This is a genomic window from Acinetobacter halotolerans (genome assembly GCF_004208515.1).
Classification (GTDB): domain Bacteria; phylum Pseudomonadota; class Gammaproteobacteria; order Pseudomonadales; family Moraxellaceae; genus Acinetobacter; species Acinetobacter halotolerans.
This window is the reverse complement of record NZ_SGIM01000001.1, coordinates 179,342-199,845: the sequence shown is the minus strand read 5'-3', so window position 1 is coordinate 199,845 and position 20,504 is coordinate 179,342. Positions and strand designations below refer to the sequence as shown.

Annotated in this window: 16 protein-coding genes, 2 tRNA genes and 1 pseudogene; 8 read left to right on the top strand and 11 right to left on the bottom strand. The window is 38.0% G+C overall.

Going from position 1 to position 20,504, the window contains the following annotated elements:
- Window positions 1-61 precede the first annotated feature (61 nt).
- The gene (gene hisF / locus EXE30_RS00910) at window positions 62-820 is read left to right on the top strand and encodes an imidazole glycerol phosphate synthase subunit HisF (RefSeq protein ID WP_005193936.1); all 759 of its coding nucleotides are present in this window, start codon (window positions 62-64) and stop codon (window positions 818-820) included.
- A 338-nt stretch (window positions 821-1,158) separates the two neighbouring features.
- Here the strand turns inward: hisF and EXE30_RS00905 are convergent, their stop codons facing one another.
- Window positions 1,159-1,803: a sterol desaturase family protein gene (locus EXE30_RS00905; RefSeq protein ID WP_130160805.1), complete on the bottom strand. Its 645-nt coding sequence runs from the start codon at window positions 1,801-1,803 to the stop codon at window positions 1,159-1,161.
- 115 nt (window positions 1,804-1,918) lie between these two features.
- Here EXE30_RS00905 and EXE30_RS00900 point away from each other — a divergent pair, with 115 nt between their 5' ends.
- Entirely contained in the window at window positions 1,919-2,926 is a 1,008-nt protein-coding gene (locus EXE30_RS00900) for an AraC family transcriptional regulator (protein WP_130160804.1), read from the top strand.
- A 175-nt stretch (window positions 2,927-3,101) separates the two neighbouring features.
- The gene (gene aqpZ / locus EXE30_RS00895) at window positions 3,102-3,791 is read left to right on the top strand and encodes an aquaporin Z (protein WP_121928983.1); all 690 of its coding nucleotides are present in this window, start codon (window positions 3,102-3,104) and stop codon (window positions 3,789-3,791) included.
- A gap of 63 nt (window positions 3,792-3,854) precedes the next feature.
- On the opposite strand, the gene EXE30_RS00890 is transcribed toward aqpZ, so the two are convergent.
- From EXE30_RS00890 to EXE30_RS00880, 3 genes are all read right to left on the bottom strand, one after another.
- Window positions 3,855-4,097 carry a hypothetical protein gene (locus EXE30_RS00890; RefSeq protein ID WP_121928984.1) on the bottom strand — a complete coding sequence of 81 codons (243 nt, stop codon included), beginning with the start codon at window positions 4,095-4,097 and terminating at the stop codon, window positions 3,855-3,857.
- 70 nt (window positions 4,098-4,167) lie between these two features.
- A complete protein-coding gene (locus tag EXE30_RS00885) occupies window positions 4,168-5,241 on the bottom strand; it encodes a DNA/RNA non-specific endonuclease (protein WP_130160803.1) in 1,074 nt (357 codons plus the stop codon).
- Window positions 5,242-5,401: 160 nt separating this feature from the next.
- Window positions 5,402-7,276, bottom strand: coding sequence for a potassium transporter Kup (locus tag EXE30_RS00880; protein WP_130160802.1), 1,875 nt, complete (start codon window positions 7,274-7,276; stop codon window positions 5,402-5,404).
- Window positions 7,277-7,397: 121 nt separating this feature from the next.
- Between EXE30_RS00880 and EXE30_RS00875 the strand changes: the two genes are divergently transcribed.
- Together EXE30_RS00875 and EXE30_RS00870 are read left to right on the top strand one after the other, a co-directional pair.
- Window positions 7,398-7,487 (top strand) — tRNA-Ser (locus EXE30_RS00875).
- Window positions 7,488-7,603: 116 nt separating this feature from the next.
- A pseudogene (locus tag EXE30_RS00870) lies at window positions 7,604-8,666 on the top strand (tyrosine-type recombinase/integrase); the annotation flags it as partial.
- A 136-nt stretch (window positions 8,667-8,802) separates the two neighbouring features.
- On the opposite strand, the gene EXE30_RS00865 reads toward EXE30_RS00870, so the two are convergent.
- The 4 genes from EXE30_RS00865 to EXE30_RS00850 are packed head-to-tail and all read right to left on the bottom strand — an operon-like array spanning window position 8,803 to window position 14,731.
- Window positions 8,803-10,638 (bottom strand): Eco57I restriction-modification methylase domain-containing protein, encoded by a 1,836-nt coding sequence (locus EXE30_RS00865; protein WP_130160801.1) that lies wholly within the window; start codon window positions 10,636-10,638, stop codon window positions 8,803-8,805.
- Window positions 10,639-11,361: a hypothetical protein gene (locus EXE30_RS00860; protein ID WP_130160800.1), complete on the bottom strand. Its 723-nt coding sequence runs from the start codon at window positions 11,359-11,361 to the stop codon at window positions 10,639-10,641.
- Window positions 11,362-12,447 (bottom strand): PleD family two-component system response regulator, encoded by a 1,086-nt coding sequence (locus EXE30_RS00855; protein ID WP_130160799.1) that lies wholly within the window; start codon window positions 12,445-12,447, stop codon window positions 11,362-11,364.
- On the bottom strand, window positions 12,437-14,731 hold the full coding sequence (locus EXE30_RS00850) for a sensor histidine kinase (protein ID WP_130160798.1): 2,295 nt from the start codon (window positions 14,729-14,731) through the stop codon (window positions 12,437-12,439). The genes EXE30_RS00855 and EXE30_RS00850 overlap by 11 nt, the downstream gene beginning before the upstream one ends.
- Before the next feature lie 264 nt (window positions 14,732-14,995).
- Between EXE30_RS00850 and EXE30_RS00845 the strand changes: the two genes are divergently transcribed.
- Window positions 14,996-15,071, top strand: a tRNA-Thr gene (locus EXE30_RS00845).
- Between the two features lie 50 nt (window positions 15,072-15,121).
- On the opposite strand, the gene EXE30_RS00840 is transcribed toward EXE30_RS00845, so the two are convergent.
- The 3 genes from EXE30_RS00840 to EXE30_RS00830 form a co-directional block, all read right to left on the bottom strand.
- On the bottom strand, window positions 15,122-15,964 hold the full coding sequence (locus EXE30_RS00840) for an SAM-dependent methyltransferase (protein ID WP_130160797.1): 843 nt from the start codon (window positions 15,962-15,964) through the stop codon (window positions 15,122-15,124).
- 1 nt (window position 15,965) lies between these two features.
- Window positions 15,966-17,264, bottom strand: a complete 1,299-nt coding sequence (locus EXE30_RS00835; protein WP_130160796.1) for an FAD-dependent oxidoreductase — start codon at window positions 17,262-17,264, stop codon at window positions 15,966-15,968.
- A 430-nt stretch (window positions 17,265-17,694) separates the two neighbouring features.
- A complete protein-coding gene (locus EXE30_RS00830) occupies window positions 17,695-18,561 on the bottom strand; it encodes a pirin family protein (RefSeq protein WP_130160795.1) in 867 nt (288 codons plus the stop codon).
- A gap of 289 nt (window positions 18,562-18,850) precedes the next feature.
- Between EXE30_RS00830 and ycaC the strand changes: the two genes are divergently transcribed.
- Together ycaC and EXE30_RS00820 are read left to right on the top strand one after the other, a co-directional pair.
- Window positions 18,851-19,477 carry an isochorismate family cysteine hydrolase YcaC gene (ycaC, locus tag EXE30_RS00825; RefSeq protein ID WP_130160794.1) on the top strand — a complete coding sequence of 209 codons (627 nt, stop codon included), beginning with the start codon at window positions 18,851-18,853 and terminating at the stop codon, window positions 19,475-19,477.
- 76 nt (window positions 19,478-19,553) lie between these two features.
- Window positions 19,554-20,477 (top strand): LysR substrate-binding domain-containing protein, encoded by a 924-nt coding sequence (locus EXE30_RS00820; RefSeq protein WP_165382349.1) that lies wholly within the window; start codon window positions 19,554-19,556, stop codon window positions 20,475-20,477.
- Window positions 20,478-20,504 lie beyond the last annotated feature (27 nt).

Below are 20,504 nucleotides of genomic sequence, written 5' to 3'. Positions count from 1 at the left end.
CATGAAGGTGTAGCACCTAAATCGGTCTCCTTTCTTTATTGGCGATTTTTTGGAAAATTTTATGCTCGCAAAACGTATTATCCCTTGCTTAGATGTTGATAATGGTCGAGTCGTCAAAGGCGTTCAATTCCTTGATATTCGTGATGCAGGTGATCCTGTCGAGGTTGCTCGTCGTTATAACGAACAAGGCGCCGATGAAATTACCTTTTTAGATATCACTGCTACCCATCATGGACGCGACACCACTTACCGCACTGTAGAACGGATGGCTGAAAGTGTATTTGTACCATTAACCGTCGGTGGCGGTGTGCGCAAAGTAGAAGATATTCGTTTACTGCTCAATGCTGGCGCGGATAAGGTCAGCATCAACTCAGCAGCTGTATTTAATCCTGAATTTGTACAGGAAGCTTCACAACGTTTTGGTGCGCAATGTATCGTCGTTGCGATTGATGCGAAAAAAACGGGCGAGAATAAGTGGGAAATTTTTACTCACGGCGGACGTAAACCGACAGGTATCGATGCGATTGAATGGGCGGTGAAAATGGCTGATTTTGGCGCAGGCGAATTATTGATTACCAGTATGGATGCCGATGGCACCAAAGCAGGTTATGACATTGCACTGATGCGTGCGATCAATGACCGCGTCAGTGTTCCGACCATTGCGTCAGGTGGTGTAGGCAACTTACAACATTTAGCCGATGGTATTTTAAAAGGTGGCGCAGATGCAGTCCTTGCAGCTTCAATTTTCCACTTTGGTCAACATAGCATTCCTGAAGCGAAACAATATCTTGCTGAGCAAGGCATTGAAATGCGCCTCTAAACCATTTCCCTATTAACGCCAAACCTCTCAACTTTCATATTTGAGAGGTTTTTTATGTGGTCATATTTAAGGCAAAAAAATACCTTGCTGAGCAAGGTATAGAAACTGCGTATAAACAACGCCAGAGGGTAAGAGAACATACAGCCATTTTGAGTAAATTCTAAGCATTTAAAGTGCCTGAGCCAAAATAGCGATAAAAGCAGCAGAAATATTGACATTAAAACCCTATTTTATTGACAATTCACGACAGCATCCCATTTGGTTTGCTCACGACCAATCAAAATACCGATCTCATCGAGGGATTCAATTCTGCACGTTGCATCCTCTAAATAATCAATTTAAGCCACGGATTGCTTTTCCGCTTCTTCAACAGCAGCAGATGCAAGCAATTTTGGCTTTTGTTCCACCCACTTGGCAGGAAAAACAGATTCTATCGCTTGGGTAAGCAGCTTAGAGAATGTTGCGGGTAAAGGTATGCCCAATGGATTCGCTTCTTTTAAGTCCGCAGAAGAGACCACACGGGTTCCCATCACATAATCAAACCAAGGACGCGTCACACACCAGTTGGCATCTTGGTTTGAGTTCATATGATGATCATAATGCCAAGGGATGCTAGCTTTCGCCCAATCAGGTTCTAAATGCGCACGGCGATGCACATAATAATAATTGCCAGCACTGTAGAGTGCCGCCAAAAACATGCCTTTTGAGAATGGATAGAACGCCACGCTTGCCACCCCCGCCACCACCGCCAGTGACATCACTTCATTACGTGTGCGCCAATGTTCGAATCCTTGCACATAACATTCATCGGCAAATTCCTGCTTACGCACTTCACGATGATGGGCCCAATGTGATTCCATACTTCTCGGTACAGGGCTATATCGTGGCTGCCCTGAGCGATGCACGCCATGCAAAATATATTTATGTGCAAACCATTCAAATGCATTGGCAACTGCCAAACCTGCAATAAAACCTTTTAGCATGATTTTTTCCCAATCTGTCCTTACTTATATTCAGCATATAAATTTTGGTAGGCGAAGTATTGACGATACGCTATAGTTGTATTGACAAAACACGACAAACCAAGGAGTCGACAGGATGTCTCAACTCAAGAACTATACTGGCTCTGTTTTTGGTGGTTTGGGGCATTTACTCAAAGCCTATTGCGAGGCAGAAAATATTGCTGTTCCTGAGCAATTACAACAAATTCAAAACTTAGAACGCTTCGATTATGTGATTTGGCGTGATTTGCTTGAAGATCTCAATCGCTTAGATCCCAAAACTGGACTTGGGTTAGAAATTGCAGCCTATGTGCAACCTAAACATCTCGGTATAATCGCTTACCTCGCACTTTCATGTGAAAATTTGGGCGAAGCTTTGGCACGCTATCATGACTTTCATCGCTTGATTTATGATGGTAGCCCTTTGGTGGTCGAGTTTAATGATCCTTATGTTTCCATCCGTTGGGAAGCACCTGAACCGCATCCAACTCAACTCACCGATGAAATTGCCATTGCATTGATGGTGCAATTCCTCAAGTTGTTTATGTCAGGTGAAAGTATCCATTTACACGAAGTGCATTTCGTCAATCCCCCTCCAAAAAATATCAGCATTTATGAGCAATATTTTCGCTGCAAGGTTCGTTTTGAACAGCCTAAAACGCAACTGCTATTGCCAGTAGCTGAAGCGTTTAAACCATTAAAAAGCAGTGACCATACCCTACAACAACTGCTGTTACAGCAGGCGCAAGCTTTATTAGACAAGTTACCGAATTCAACTCAACTGGATCAACGTCTACAACATGCCATTTTGACAGGTTTGCAAAAGAACCAATATCAGATCGATTTTATTGCAGAAAAATTAGGGCTTTCTGTTCGACAGTTACAACGACATTTGCAACAACAAGGCACCACTTTTCAGGAGCGTGTACAACAAATTCGCTTTATGTTGTCGACTGAATATTTAAAAGACCCTCATCTCAGTTTACAAGAAATCGCCTTGCTGCTTTGTTATTCAGAGCAAAGTGCTTTCCAACGTGCTTTTAAACTTTGGACAGGACAGACACCGCAACAGTGGCGGAACAACAACACAATTTACAATTCGTAATAAAAATATTGATGAACTCACTGTTTCACAACTGATCCTTTTTGTTACACCCTTTATACAAGAACCTATATACCCATGTGAATTAGTTCACATTTTTTTCACAGGGGTTAAACATATCCATAATAAAGTTTTGGATGCTTGGTTTTTCTTTTTTAAAAAATATGTGGTGATAACAATGAACAAATATTTAGCAGAATTTCTTGGAACCTTTTGGCTCGTTTTTGGTGGTTGTGGTAGTGCTGTACTAGCAGCAGCATATCCAGAACTTGGTATCGGCTTTATGGGCGTGGCATTGGCATTCGGTCTCACCGTTTTAACGGGTGCTTATGCGTTTGGTCATATTTCAGGTGGTCACTTTAACCCTGCCGTCAGTGTGGGTTTATGGGTAGGTGGACGCTTTGAAGCAAAAGAACTTGCTCCTTATATTATTTCTCAAGTAATTGGTGCAACAATCGCGGCATTGGTGCTTTACATTATCGTACAAGGTCAAGCAGGCTTCGCTGGTACAGGTGGTTTTGCCAGCAATGGTTTTGGTGATCTGTCTCCAAATAAATTTTCGCTAGGTTCTGCTTTCATCATTGAAGTGGTACTGACTGCATTCTTCATCATTATTATTATGGGAGCAACGGATCGTCGTGCGCCTGCTGGATTCGCACCGATTGCGATTGGTTTGGCTTTAACATTAATTCACTTAATCAGTATTCCAGTGACCAATACTTCAGTTAACCCTGCACGTAGTACTGGTGTGGCATTCTTTGCTGAAACAGCAGCACTCAGCCAATTATGGTTGTTCTGGGTCGCTCCAATTATTGGTGCCGTGATTGGTGCGGTGATTTATAAAATTGTAGGACGTGAGAAAGACTAAGAATAAATCCTCATAAAAAAAACAGCCTTCACGTAGGCTGTTTTTTTATGCTTCAATTTGCATTTAAAGAAACGGATTTTCAATTTCTTGTTCGGCTTGACGCTCGATTTGCGCAGGTAAGTTTTCTTTCTCGAGTGCCGCCACCACATCATTGATAAAGTTTTGCAACGCTTTCGCGGTTTTTAGACCCGCTTGATCTTTAGTAATTTGCAAATTGCCATATAAGCTCACGCAATCGACCTGATTTTCTAAAGTCAGATCATAAATCGCTGAAGACTCATCACCATGTTCAAAAGGTTTAAACATCTCATTCTCACGTTGTTATTATATCGATATAGCCTGCGCCAAGCTCAATTGCTTTGCAAGATGCTCTACATTATCTCAACAATTGTAAAAAATACTGAACCAGCATATCCACCAATTGTCTGATCACTGCTTGCTTAGCTTCTTCATCAATGTGTGGCAACGGGCTTTCAGCGGCTTGGGTTCGGCCTGAACTGAATTGATTTTGCTGTGCCTGAATGCTTTCTGTAGTTGCTTCTTCTGCACACTGGCTGTGACCATCCCAATGTGAATAATGAATCTCTTTATTGGCCTTGACCTGCTGCGCGGATACAGGCAACTGATAAATATTACGCTTCTGCTGCTCGGTTAATTGTGGAAATAAATTAATCCCGAGCTTTTCTTCCAAATAGCAAACACTGACCACTTTGACCTGTAGTGACGCATTATTGGGCGCGTAATAGGCACCAATAATACCCTGCTTGGGTAAATAAACAGCTTTATACACCGCCGTAGGTACAATGACCCCATTGCCAATGGTTTTTAGTCGTTGACCTTCAAAAATCGGTCCCGTTAATACATAGGCATCTTTATGCTGCTTGGTGACAATGGAACGAACTGCTTCTTCGACCTTGCGCCAAACTTCCTGATTATTCTTCGGTGCTTGAGGCACCATATTGGCCAATGAAAAACTATCATATTGCGCCGCTTTATTATTCATATCGCCATTTGGCGCCATATGCCCACGGTCATAGCCTGAACCACGATAGTCGGATAACAAGGCGCGATGTCGCTCTGCTACACGGGTTTCTTCATGAAAACTATCTTCACGCTTAATTTTGATACTTAAACGCTGCGGGGTTAAATATTCAGCTGTCCAAAGTGGTGTTTTTGAGATGCCAGAATACATCACATTAAAATCATTAAAGCACAGGGCGTAACTGTCTTTTTGCAGACTATCTTTATTTAATAAGGGTGGAACATCCCGATAAAATTGATTTAAACAGCCGCTATTGGTGCTCTGTAATGGAATCAATTTAGAAATTTTTTCATTGCCAAACGCAATCGCAAAGCTACTCGTTGCGAGCAAAGCTAATAGAATCTTTCCAACATTTTGGCTCAAGAAGGTAAATTTCGTTTTACTCTTCCTCGCTGTTCTTCTGGCCATAACCGCTTCAAAATCAATATTAACGCGCAGCTTAACAAGTCAAACATGAACTGTATATTCACAAGTGGGAAAGAACGACACTTTATGTCGCCAAACTGCTCACTTGATCATCAAACAATAAAAATGGCACGCGATGGTGCCATTTTTATATGCATTTTTTCTAAATTTCGATCTGACTGCCTAGCTCCACCACACGATTAGTTGGGATCTGGTAGAAGTCACTCACCGGACTGGTATTCCGCTGCATCGAGATAAAGAGTTTTTCACGCCATGGACGCATGCCTTGCTGCCCGACGGTTGAAATAATACGGTCTCTTGAAATGAAGAAACTAATCTGCATGAGATCATATTCGATTTCCAATTGCTCATAGGCTTGGCGAAGTGCCTTCGGAACATTTGGCTCATCTTTAAAACCATAATAGATTTTTATACGATAGAAATGATCCGCTAAGGTTTCAACTGCAATCCGCTCATCCTGCGACACATAAGGTATATCTTGCACCACGACTGTGACCAAAATATTCCGCTCATGGAGCACCTTATTATGCTTGATGTTATGTAACATTGCATGTGGCACTACATTTGGTGTTCCTGTGAGGAATACCGCATCGCCTGAAACCCAGTGCACTTCATTGCCGATACTTTTAACGAATAAATCTAAAGGCAAAGTATCATGTTCTAATCGCGCAAAAGTAATTTCTCGACCACGTTTCCATGTCATCAAAATAGTCACCGCAATCGCCCCAATCAGGAGTGGAACCCAGCCCCCAGAGAACATTTTAAGTGAGGTGGCGCTGACCAGTACAAGATCGATGATAAGAAATGGGATAATCAGCAATAAAACTTTTGGTAAGCTCCATTTCCACGCTGAGTAAATAAATACTGCCACTAAAATAGTGTCACACAGCATGGTTAGCGTCACAGCTAAACCGTATGCACTTGCTAGATTAGAGCTGTTTTGGAAGATCAAAATCAAAACAATAATTGCTACAAGTAATAACCAGTTTAAAAAAGGCACATAAATCTGCCCCTCTTCTGACTCTGAAGTATGCTTAATGGTTAAACGAGGCAAATATCCTAATTGAATTGCTTGACGAGCCAAAGAGAAAACGCCTGAAATCACCGCCTGCGAGGCAATGACTGCAGCCATCGTCGCTAGCACAATCATTGGATACAGTGCCCAACTTGGTACCAGTAAATAAAATGGGTTTTCTATTGCCGCAGGATTTCTCAATAGCAAAGCACCTTGGCCAGCATAATTGAGCAGCAACGAAGGTAAAACAATACTAAACCATGCTAATCGAATTGGAAAAGGTCCAAAATGGCCCATATCCGCATAGAGCGCTTCACCACCAGTTACTGTCAGCACCACTGCGCCCATGATGAAAAAAGACATCACAGGATGGGTATAGATGAATTGGATCGCCCAATGTGGACTGAACATTCCCAATACCACAGGTGTTTGAATAATACTGGAGATTCCCAAAATACCCAATGACAAGAACCAAATCAGGGTAATGGGGCCAAAGAATTTACCGACAAAAGCGGTTCCTTTTTTCTGCATGAGAAATAAGGTAATCACAATCGCGATCGGCACAATGAATGGATCTAAAACATCTGTGGCGACCGAAAGCCCCTCTACTGCTGACAATACCGAAATCGCAGGGGTAATAATGCCGTCGCCAAAGAAAAGAGATGCACCAATAAAACCAATCGCAATTAAGTATATTTTTTTATCTTCTGGAATTTTTGCTTTTCTCAGGTTCAAGGCCAATAAAGCCATGATCCCGCCTTCACCGTTATTATCAGCTCGCATCACGACTGCGATGTATTTAATACTAATAATCAGGGTTAGACACCAGAAAATGATGGATAAAATACCTAAAACATTTTCAGGTTGGATACCCAGACCATGTGCTGCATGGAATGACTCTTTGAGCGCATATAATGGGCTTGTTCCAATGTCTCCAAAGACCACCCCTAAGGCTGCCAGCGTCATAGCTGGCAATGCGGCTTTTTTTGCAGAACTTTGCATATATTTCAATCAAATCGAATTTGAGATTGCGCCATATTACCACTAGCCAAAAACTTTTTCTGCAAATCTATGATTTTGTCGCTTGGCAGTTGGTTTTTTTTTGGTTACTATCCCACACCTTGGTGAGGTGTCCGAGTGGCTTAAGGAGCACGCCTGGAAAGTGTGTATACGTTTGCGCGTATCGAGGGTTCGAATCCCTCTCTCACCGCCAAGATTATTTTCTATGAAATACCATAGAATCCTAAAAGCTTAAACCTAAAGAGTTTAAGCTTTTTTTATTGCCTTATGTATTCCAATTGACCCTATTAAATCCTACCCTCCTTCAGAGGCATGCATTTGCCTATAAAATTTCGTTTGAATGACATAGAAAATATTTTCAGTATTGGTTCATATCCCGACTCTACGCTTGCACAGGTAAGAAGAATAAGAGATGAAGCGAAGTTAAAATTAAAAGATGGTATTCATCCAAACGAAGCAAAGACGCAGAAAAATGACAAGTAGACGAAAGCACGCTTTTCAGGGCACTTGCGATGGAATAAATGAAAATCGAAAAGGTGTAATTACTGAAGGCACTTATTTACGCGATTTATCTGTCTTTGAAAAAGATCTTTTTCCTACGTTAAGTAACATCCCACTTGATCAGATCAAAGGGAAAGACGTTCTTTCCAGTGCAAAAAAATTGAAGGGCGTGGTGCATTGAAAATGGCAAAACGTTCTATACCTTTAGCTGGTCGTATTTTTCGCTATGCAATCCGTAAAGGCATTATTGAGAATGATCCTACTCCACACACTTAGGAGAGGCTCTCAAGCCACGCAAAGTAAAAAAATGGCGCGTTTGGATATTTCTGAATTTCCTGCCTTTCTTGAACGTATGGATCGTTACCATGGCAATCCAGTGATCAAAACTGCACTTCAGTTGATGACTCTAACTTTTGTACGGACTGCTGAACTCAGAATGATGGAATGGAGTGAAGTCGATTTTGAGAACAAGATATGGCGTATACCCGCCGAAAAAATGAAAATGGCTTTGCCTCATCTCGTTCCATTATCTAGACAAGCAATTGAACTACTAGAAAGCTTATTACCGCTCACAGGCAGAAAGCAGTATGTTTTTTATAATCACAGTACAGCCAAACCTATGAGTAGTAATGCAATTTTGTGCGTGATCCGTACGATGGGCTACAATGGTAAAATGACTGGACATGGCTTCCGTGGACTTGCATCTACAACCCTACATGAACAAGGTTATATGTACGATGCAATTGAAATTCAACTAGCTCATAGAGTTGGTAATGCTGTATCACAGGCTTACAACCATGCTCAGCATTTAGATTATCGAACAAAGATGATGCAGGAATGGTCTGATTTTATTGATGGATTGAGGAATTAAAACTTTGCCTTTTCCTAAACATAAATTCGGGTAAATTTAAATTATCACCAATTTGAAAGATGTTTTTCGGCAAAAATATTGATCAAATATACATGTGATAGATCAATTTTATAACTACCATATGTACTTTAGTAATTTACATAACTGAATCTAGGTTTATCTCATACAACTCTTCGATAAAATTATCCAAATCTGCTTTTTTTGCGTTACTCAATAAAAACTTTTTTTGCTCTTCATTAAATCTATAAATACCAAATGATTTAATATAGTTTTTGCTAAACGAAAAATATCCTGAACCATATGGTTTGCTAGTATTTATTATATAAAACCAGAAAAGTCTAGAGCTCATTAGAACTTTCAATATTTCTAATGATTCTCTCTCATTTGAAAGTATTGCAAGCCCATTATGAAAAAGAAGGTCTTCCTGTTCAGAAATAACATAATTTGGAATTTTAGGACTTATATGAGGGAAGAATAGTTGATATTTATGTTTAACCATTCCTTGTCTACGGCCATATGCATACCATTCTTCATATTCACGCTTACCTTTATCCCGCCCTGCTAAATCTTCTTTATGCTTTAATAAATATGAATATGTATTAGGATATTCTTTTTTAAATTCTTCAAAAGAAATGATCTTTGCTATATTTTCCTCATATCTATAAGGAAAAATAATCTTTTTCTTTAACTCATCAAGATTAGAAGTATCAATAAGCTTATTAGGATTAATTATATCAACACATATATTCTTTTCTATTTTTGCACCACAACTCAAGATATAGTTATCTTTATCTTCAGAAATATGATCTATGATATAAATATTATTTTTTAAGGTAGCAATACCATTATTAACCTTATATAGATCTTTAAGTGGAACACCAACCTTCTCGATTTTACTAACTATACTGATATTATTTAAATTCCATCCACCAAGATGATCCATTGAATCATAAGAAATTTTCGAATATTTTATTGAATCCAACTCAGTAAGATTTTCCAATTTTCTATAATAAATTTCCTCGGAGCAACTTTTCTCGACAATACAAATACAAGTATATGTATTTCTTGATAAAAAAACTTGAGTCGAACCAAAATCAGTTATAGACAATTTATACTTTCTTTCACCTAGATATTGCCTTAATGCCCTTCCATTTATTGATTTATAGAAAGTATTCATTGTAATAAAGCCAAGAGTACCTTCTTCCTTTAAAATAGTTAAGCCAATTTCAAAAAAAGGAATATATAAATCTGGGTGTCCTGTACTACAAACTTTCCATCTTTTTAATAACTCAAGTGATTCATCTTCTATATTTCGAGATGTTACATATGGGGGATTGCCAACTACTATATCGAAGCCTTTAAAATCATTAATAGCTTCTTCCCAATTAAAACTTAATGCATTCCCTGTATATAAATTAAATTCAAAACTAACTCTATCTTCACCATTCACTATAGCAAGAAGGTTTAATAAAATTTTAGTTCTTTCAACTGAATAATCCTTTAAATCTAAACCAAAAATATATTTTTCATATATTTCATAAAAGGTTAAAGCAGAATTCAAGTCTTTTATTTTTTTTACAGCAGAATAAAGAAACCCCCCACAACCACATGCAGGATCGCATATTTTTATATCATCTTTACTATTTACGTCAAACCTTAGAATATTGTCAATAATATTTTTTCGAATAATTTCAGGGGTATAAACTGCACCAGTTACAACTTTATCCACTGGAGAAATAATGTATTCAAACGATTTTATAAGATCATCAAATGTAATAATTCTTAATGTATTACTAAACTTTAAAAAAGCTTCATAATCCGAATCATTTTCGCCTATTATTAATTTAGAAATATACTCATTATTAATATTGGCTATATTATTGCTCTGTAGAAATGATGTTACAATGATTCTATTAACATCATTAATTCCAGTAGTATAATCACGCAACAAGTTTAAATCTTCTAATTTCATTTACAATAACACAGCGAGTGGAAATACTTTTCCTAAATTAAAATCTAGGTGCTTACAATCCTCATTAAAAGCTCTAAAATATGGTATAAACATTCTTTGCTTAGCTCGATCTAAAATATCTTGATAATCTACATCTTCAAATAAATTTTTCACAAAAGGATAATCCCTTTTATTAAAAAAGTTACATATAACAAAATGTATTGCAAGAAAAATATCCATTGGTGGATGAGGAAGTCTAGGTGCAGTTACAAGAAGCAATTGTCCCGTATCTTTCCCCTCAAGTCCATCTCCTCCTGCTTGAAAATGATAACTAGGATGAATCGTATTATGTGTATCACCTTCCTGTGGTGGAATATCTTTATCAAGATGCCAGCAATTTACATACTCCCTCCCATCAGCATCCCCGATGATAACCAACTGCAAACCATATTCACTTATTAAGTCCTGTTGATCAGTGTTGAGACTCAAGTCAACATTACACAAACATTCTATATAGATATTTAAGGATTTAACTTCTATTGGCCTTGTGCCAGAAATTTTTTTATGAACGGTTAGAACTACATCATCAATCTGATGCCGCAAATTGCCTTCCTTGCGAATTTGTCCCGACACTCTATATAAGGCACTTAAACCACTAGAGACATATCCATTATCATCATATCTCATTATAATATCAGCAAATTTTTGTAAATCTTTACAAAATTGATCTGTCTCCCACGGCATCTAAGAATTACTCCTTACTTCTGCTAAACGCTCACGTTCTGGTTCTTTTAATTCTTTGATATTATCTTGATTCGCATAATTCACTAGAAAATTTAATGAATAAAATCTTGGTTCTAGCCATGGTGAATTATTAAGGTCGCGTGCAATTTCAAAACCATCTATAGGATCTAGAGGGCTAAATGTTCCTGAACATACTGTCCAAAATCTATTACTATTTGAAAAATCTGAATCTTTCTCTAATGCTTGGAGATTACTAAGACCAAATTTTTCACTAATATAGTTGCACCGTTCGTTCGCAGAAAGTCTTCTTAAAGTTGTAAGAGTAGGAAAATTCGACTTCCACCAAATATCAACACCCTGAGACCACCAGCGATCATATGTTTTACTATATAAACCCGTATACTTAAAATTTTTTAATTCATCTATTAATGAACTCCAATCTGGGGAGGAACTAGATACCCCCAATCTAGCAGAAAGAATATCAGGACCAATAAGAATCCCTGCGGGCTTAACTAAAGTTGTTAATAGTAAACCTGTCATCATGCAAGCATTAGTTTGATATTTTTCCATTGAGAATAAATCTAGAAATCTACTATCAAGTTGATTTTCTATAGTTTCTGGGACCTTTAATAAGTTAAGATCCACTTTTACTTGAGCTGATTGACTTTCTTTAAGCAATTGATAACCCTCAATCAACTCATTGAATAAATTGCAGTATTTTTCTGTATTTTGTAAAAAAGTTTCTTTATCTACAGCAAAGTCAAATAGATCGAAGCTTGTATAGTCCCGGTAATAATCACGTATATTATTTTCACTGGAAATCACTACAATAGGCAAATTTATACCACCATCAATGACTTGACTTCTAAAAAACTGAGCAAATGGTGGAGCATTAAATTTAGCCTTTCCTGCATTGAGCCGGAAGTCCATCAACAATAAATCAGCACCAATACTTTGAATTTGACTTAATGTTTCTTCAAAATTATCATTTGGCTGAACAGGTATGACCTTAAACCCTTGTTGCTCGATTTCTCTGGCAATTGTAAATGGAGGAAGATCTTCTAAATATAAAATTTTATAGGCCATATTCTCTTAACTCTTTGTCATTCGCTTTCGGAACTTCGACTCTAAAACAAGTGGAAAACTCAGCTTTTGCTGAAACAACATCAATATTACCCCGATGAGATTTAACAATATCCTTAACTATTTTTAGTCCCAATCCTGTACCTGCAACCTCACTACTTGAATCAAAATTATCAAATGAAACAGCTGAAGTAGTAGTAAAAAATTCATTAAAAATTAATAGTTCATCACCTTCCTTGATACCATCTCCATTATCTGAAAACTCTAAGAAAATATAATCATCTGACTCACCACATTCTATTAAAATTTTGCCGTTAATCTTTTCTCTTGCTATAGCTTTTTTTGAATTAGTATACAAATTAAATAAAATAGAAGACCATTCAGATGGATGCATGGACTTTGTATAAAGAAAAGTTTTATTAAATTTAGGTGGTAAGAATTCAATACCAAGTCTTTCTGCATCATGTTTCATAGATGAAATGAATGAATGTACAATTTCTCGAATATTCAATGGAGATAACTCTCTAACAAGATTTGCTGATACTACCGCATTAAAATAAGATGTATAATTTTTAAACGAATCAAAATTATTTTTTAATATTTTAACTGTTTCTAGACAAGCATTTTGTTCATCCTTTCCATCTAACTCTCTAATTAGAAAATTAATATCGCTTTGGATATTGTCCATGTAATATTTAATTTCATGAATAAATTGTGAAACAGTAATACCAACACTACTTAGAACTCTCAGCATAGCACGCTCTTGTATTGTTTTTTTAAGCTCTGCCTCATGTGCAACTTTTAATTCAGATATATCTTTTTTTAACTTTTTTACTACTCGGCGACGAGTAACCTTTTTTTCTTCACCTTCAAATTCTTTATCCAGTTCATCTAGACTAAGTGCAATATTTCTTATACGAAATTCTATATCTTCCCAATTTTTCCCATCTTTTCTTTGCGATGTTGTGACTTTTGTACCACGCGCAGCGCCTACACGCATTACCGCTGTAACTAGTGCTCTGTGAACAAAATTCTTTAACTCACGAACGCTTTCATTATCAATCAATCCCTCCCTGCTAGAAGTCTCATTAAATTCATTTTCAGGATCAGCTAATTCAACAAAACCATAAAAGTTATTATTACCATGAGGAATTAGAATCACTCTACGTCGTGATGACTCATCTAATCGTAGCCAATCATCACCTTCTTCTCCATATGGTAAAACTCTGAATCCATTTCTGTATAGCTTTACCCCTCCCTCTTTAGCTAATTTATTTCTTATACTCGTCGAATGTGTTTTAGAAATAAGTTCCGAATCATATATAAAATAAAAGACCTTAAATTTAATATTTCTAATATTAGGAAATGCAGATTTATTATCCTCTGGTTCAAATCCAATGTGAATTTTTTCATTACTTATTTTAAGGCGTTTGCTATTTATGCTAAGCCATCCATATCCCAAGTCATCTATATAACCATCAAATATTGCTACAGCATGCTGATAAAGCATAATACTTGAATCAGCAACTTTCTGTTTTTTTCCCTGATTTACTTCGAAAAATTCGACATCAAAATTATCATTTTCAGTCTCAATTATTTCCTCGCTTAAAAACTTCGGAGTAATTATTTCACTTACATAGCGGTAAACTCTTTGAATCGAAGCTTTACTCCAACGATCACGTAAGTTTTCAATAATTAAAGTTGTACCATTTATTTTAGTTTTTGGAATAATTTCTAATTTATTCTCAACTACAAATAAATTTCCATCCCTACTATAGTCATCCCAATTAATTACAAGTTTGAGCGAAGTATCACTATCTTTAGTCTGTGTGATAATAGTTAGTTTCCGGCCTAATCTTTGAACAGAAAATCGACCGATACCTTTTTGTCCCGCTCTTTGTCTATTGAAAAGAGGAGACCTAGGCTCATGAATTTTAGAGGTTGAAGAAACTCTCATAAAGCCATTAACTAAATCATCACGGCTCATCCCCAGCCCATCATCTTCAATAACAAGAGTTCCTCCTATATCTTTAGAATCGAAAAAGTTAAGAGAAACATATTGAGCATCTGCATCATAAGAATTTTTTACCAACTCAGAAACAGCCGTTTCTTGTCTAGCTACTAGCTCTTGCCCAAGTCTATCAATAACCCCTGCATCTACTGAAAACCTGACTTTACTCTCGTCAAAATTCGCAAGTTGATGAGTCAAAGAGAGGATTCGAGTATTATCTAACTCTTCTGCATCTAGACAATCTAATAATTGTTTCTTTAACTCATCAATATTCATTTTTTTAACCACCAACTCTTTATTATTTAAATAAAAATTAAAATAAAGTAAGTATTCTACATCATTTTTCTTATATCTTGTCAAAGCAACAAAAATAAGGGAGCAAAAGCTCCCATTATTCTCGGCTTTCCAACTTAGATTCAATCTACTGATGGATTTCCCTCGCTTCCCCTACACATTACAACTAAATTCTACCCAATCCAGCCAATTGTTCATTTTTTCGCTTGTCTTTTTACTTAAATTCGGTAAAATTCACGCCACGTTGCCGGCATAGCTCAGTTGGTAGAGCAACTGACTTGTAATCAGTAGGTCCACAGTTCGAATCCGTGTGCCGGCACCATCAAATTCAAAAAAGGCTTAAACTCATCGAGTTTAAGCCTTTTTTATGCGCTAGTTTTTAACAGCACTGATTTGAATATAACGTACTAAACCATCTTGATAGAGTTTTCGACATAACTTGGCCGTCATGCCGATTTTGAATTGAGCAAGATCAAACGATCTTTTCTCTATCGCGCTTGTTTCAATATATTCAGCAAATCCATCTAAAACAGGCGCTGAAAAATCCTGAATAACAATATCACCTAAACCATGCTGTGCTAAGGCTTGTCTAAGTTGTTGCTCATTCATCAAATGCTGCCACTGCACATCAGCACTTTTTAACAGATAACGATATTGTTGTTTTTGTAGGTAACTGCAATTGTGCCATGTGTCTGACCACATCAAATAATGAAATCCAAGACGTCCATTTGAATTTAAAACTGCAGTGACCGAATTGAGAAATGAATTCAAATTACTGTGATAAGCCGCATCAATACAAATCACCGCATCAAATGAATTTAAAAAATTCAATTGTTTTAAATTCAAAAAAGATTGGCAATAGCTTTCAACCTGCGGCAAATTTTTTTGAATTCGTTCTATACATGTTGTTTGTAATTCAACTGCACTAAGTTGTTCCACATCATATTCATTAAGCCAATGCAATAAACTTGCACCCTGCCCGCACCCCAGATCTAAAACACGATCTGATTTTTTGAGTTGGACAACGCTTGCGACTTGATCCGCTAAACGTTGGCAAGCAAGCCGATAATGCGATTGCTGTGAACCTTGCTGTGGTGCTTGCCAATAACCCAAATTACTCCAAGCAAGCAGAGAGTCATCACCAAGGCGTTTTGCATCAATCGCATACTTATGCCCTAGGATTTTCTCGATCAGTGCTTGCTTTAGGTGAACCATATCAATAACCGAGTTCAGGCGCGACCGTCACTTTAGGTTTAAGTCCAACAAAAGGAGCTGGGGCACCGATAATTTCAGCAATCTTCATCGCAGAAGTGACCGCTGATTCTAAGATTGGCAAACCATCACATGACCATGAACCACAATAAAAGACTTTACGGTTGCTGTCTAAATGACGTTCTTGAATCTGTTTATTCAATGCCACTGTTTCCGAATCAACCACAGCACGCGTAAGGTTCACCTTGGAAATAATCTTTTTCGGATCAATGTCAATCACAGGACACCATGTCTGGAACACGGCATTTTTACCGACTAAACTTGGCTCAATTGCATTGATCCACACTGTGAATTGCTGACGGGTGAACTTACGATCCATCATATAACTCAATACCGCCCAATCTTTACGGCGCTCTGGCATCACGATTGGATCGGTATGTATGACGAGATCACCTTGCTCGAATCTGAACTTCTGAAGTAATGCAATGTCATCGGCAAATTGAGGCTGCTTCAGGAAGTTTTCGATAGCAGGCGTTGGCGTTGCAATCACCACACGATCAAAAAGCTGTCTTTCCCCTTGTGCATTTTCCACCAAGATTTGTTCGCCTTGTTGTTCAACTTTTTGCACAGGTGAACCACTATGAATTTCAATCCCTTCAATTAAACGACTGACCAGAGCAGGTGTGCCCCCTTTCATTCGCAATAAAGCTTCACCTTCAGTCAGTTGGCGAATAAATTCTAATAGCGGCTTTGCAGGCCACTCGCCAATGGTTTTGGGATGGCAAGTGCAGATGGTGTATAGAACTGGCATCACCGTACCATGCCAAAATACTTCCTCAATATGATATTGATTCATAAATTCAGCTAAGGTGATGTCTTGATTTTCTGATTTAAAAAATTGATTCACCGCAGTTTTAAGTTGCAACAGGCCTTTAACCAGTCGCCAACCATATTGCTGGATACCTTTACGGTTATTAATGATCGGAAAGTTACCAATACGACTACGCGACGTGGTCAACCATGTTTCAGTTCTGTCTTCAAATAACCAACTGCAGGCCATAAAAGTACGTACTGGGAATGTTTCAATCCCTAAGTAGCTCGCTAGACTCAGCGTATTTTTCCAAAGCTTTGGGTTCATCACACGCAAAGGTGCATCAATGATTCCGCCGTCGAAATCAATACTATGACTATCCATGCCTCGACCAGCAAGTGCTTCGAATATCGTTACTTTATGTCCCGCATCATGTAGGATTCTGGCTGCAGCAAGCCCTGCCATTCCACTGCCTATAATTGCAATATCCAAAATTATGTCCCATCAGTTGATGATTTTTATTGATTATGACTGATCCTTAACCTAAATACGGTATTAAAAAATACCAGATTCAGCATTAAAGTCAGAGTTTTGTCGAAATGTGGTTAATATCTATTGTTACACTTTATCACAATTAAAATTTTAACGCTAAGAACATGATAATATTCAATTTATTATATAAAATTAGCAAAAATCATACAGATCCGTCTTTATTTCTCCATTTTTAGTGATTGAGGGGCTTTGCAAAGTACAAAAACCGCGCTATTCTGATTAAACAATAACGAGAACAAAGTCACATAACAAGCTGAATAATTATAAGTGACATAACATTAAAAAAATCAATAGAGCACCCTTTACACCGAAAGCCCGAGACTCTAATGGAGTTTCGGGCTTTCTTATATCTTACTGATTAATCGATGAATTAATTCGCAATACCGCCAAATTTACCATGATTAAAATCATCGATCGCTTCCCTAATTTCAGCCTTGCTATTCATGACAAATGGACCATAACCTTCAATGGGTTCATTCAGTGGCTGACCTGTCAAAACCAGGAATTTACTGTTTTGTTGAGCCTTGATATTAAAATCAATCTCATCACGACTTAAAACCACCAAACTTGGTGCTTCAATCGTTTGAGTTTCATTGAATATCACCTCTCCAGACAGCAGCACAAACAAGGCACTATGCCCTTCTGTCACATAAAAAGTATGCGCTTGGCCTTCAACTATTGTTCCATCCCACACATTGACAGGGCTAAACGTGCTAGCTGCGCCCGTCGTATCCTGATATTGACCAGCAATGACGCGTAATTCACTTCCGACATCATCTAGTGCAATACTTTGTATTTGGCTGGCTTCAATGGCTTGGTATTTTGCTGGCGTCATTTTTGAATGTGCTGGCAAATTTACCCAAAGTTGTACCATTTCAAACAAACCACCCTGCTGAGCAAACTCAGGAGAATGAAACTCTTGATGCAAGATCCCTGCTCCAGCTGTCATCCATTGCACATCACCCGCTTGAATGGTTCCACCACCGCCAGCAGAATCTTTATGCGTCACCTCTCCTTGGTAAGCAATGGTAACTGTCTCAAAACCACGATGTGGATGTGAACCCACGCCATGCTGTGCTGTGGTTGGATCAAACCGATACGGAGCAGCATAATCCAAGAGTAAAAATGGACTAATACTTTGCCCTAAACGGTCATAGGAAAATAAGTTATAGACTGGAAAACCATCACCAACCCAGTGCATTTGCTTATTTTGATACACACCGAGAATTTTTTTCATTTGGTTTCTCCTGTAACGTAGAAGTTCTGTTATTAATATAGATTGTACGCTTCACAGAGGACTGCTTATAGACATAGATTGACAACACATTATTCTATATATGAGACAATTCCATTAATAAAAACCACTTAAGTGGCTAGGATTTTCAATCATCCTATTTTTGATATTCTTAATCTCATTTATTAGACTTCATTCAATTTATAAATTTAGCTAGCATCATTTAGAACAATACGAAAAAGAGATCATCTACGCTCTTATTCATTTTACAAAAACATGAGGAATACCACTAATGAGTCAAGACTATATTCGCCTAGACAAAGACAATGCAGCTGTACTACTAGTTGACCACCAAACAGGTTTACTTTCATTGGTGCGTGACATAGATCCAGATAAATTTAAAAACAATGTATTGGCACTTGCAGATGCCGCTAAATACTTCAATTTACCTACTATTTTAACCACAAGCTTTGAAAATGGTCCAAATGGCCCATTGGTTCCTGAACTCAAAGAAATGTTCCCTGATGCACCGTATATCGCCCGTCCAGGTCAAATCAATGCATGGGACAATGAAGACTTTGTAAAAGCTGTTAAAGCAACTGGCAAAAAGCAATTGATTATTGCGGGTGTGGTCACTGAAGTATGTGTCGCTTTCCCAACTTTATCTGCGCTTGCAGAAGAGTTTGAAGTGTTTGTGATTACCGATGCATCAGGCACGTTTAATGCCTTAACACGCGACGCCGCTTGGGATCGTATGTCGAAAGCGGGTGCGCAAATGATGACTTGGTTTGGTATGGCGTGTGAATTGCATCGTGACTGGCGTAATGATATCGAAGGTCTAGGTGCATTGTTCTCAAATCATATCCCTGACTATCGCAACCTGATCAATAGTTACAATCAAAACACCTCACAAAAATAAAGCTGCCACTGCACTAAAGATTAGAATAGTCAATGCTATTCTAATCTTTAACCTTTATAGGATTTCATTTGCCGTGATGAACTCATTTGATGACTTTTACTATTTCTATCTCGTGGTGAAACATGGGGGCTTTAGTGCGGCCAGTGAAGCGGAAAATATCAGCAAATCCAAACTGAGTCGACGTATTATTGATCTAGAAAATAAGTTCAATGTCAGTCTGATTCAAAGAACAACACGGCACTTCAAAGTCACCGAACTCGGCCAAGAGTTTTATGAAGAGTGTTGCAAGGTGATTGCTCAAGTTGAATGTGCTGAAAATGTATTGCTCAAACAAAAAAGTGAACCGCAAGGTTTGGTCAAAATTAGCTGCCCGCCTTTAATGATGCATTTCCAAGTACGCAAATTACTGAATCAGTTTTTAAAAAGCCATCCCAAAGTTGAAATCTCCTTAGAACTCACCAGCCGCCGTGTCGATGTATTACATGATGATATTGATATCGCGATCCGAACCAACTTTGAACCCACTGAAGATTCAAGCCTGATTGTTCGTGATGTGATCCGCACTGAACATTGTTTGGTTGCAGCCCCCGAATTATTGCAAGGCAAACAGATCCAACATTATTCAGAATTACAAGATTATCCAAGTGTGGCTTTAGGTATCCAAAAGCATCAATATATTTGGCATTTATGCAGCGTGAATCGTGATGAAACGGTTGATGTACCTTACTCACCTCGAGTAAAAAGTAATGATTTGGCTGGCGTGTATTATGCGGTAAGTGATGGCATCGGCATCGCAGACCTACCCTATTTAACCGTGCAAGCCGATATTGAGAAGGGCAAACTAATTCATATTCTCCCTGAATGGAAATCCAATCGAGGAACGGTTCAGTTGGTCTATGCGTCACGAAAAGGACAACGCTTAGTGGTTGAAAAGCTTATCGACACGTTAATCGATGGCCTACGTCAACTTGGGGAAACCAATAGCGGTTACTGCCTATAATTGCTAGATCAGCTTTAAAAAAATAAA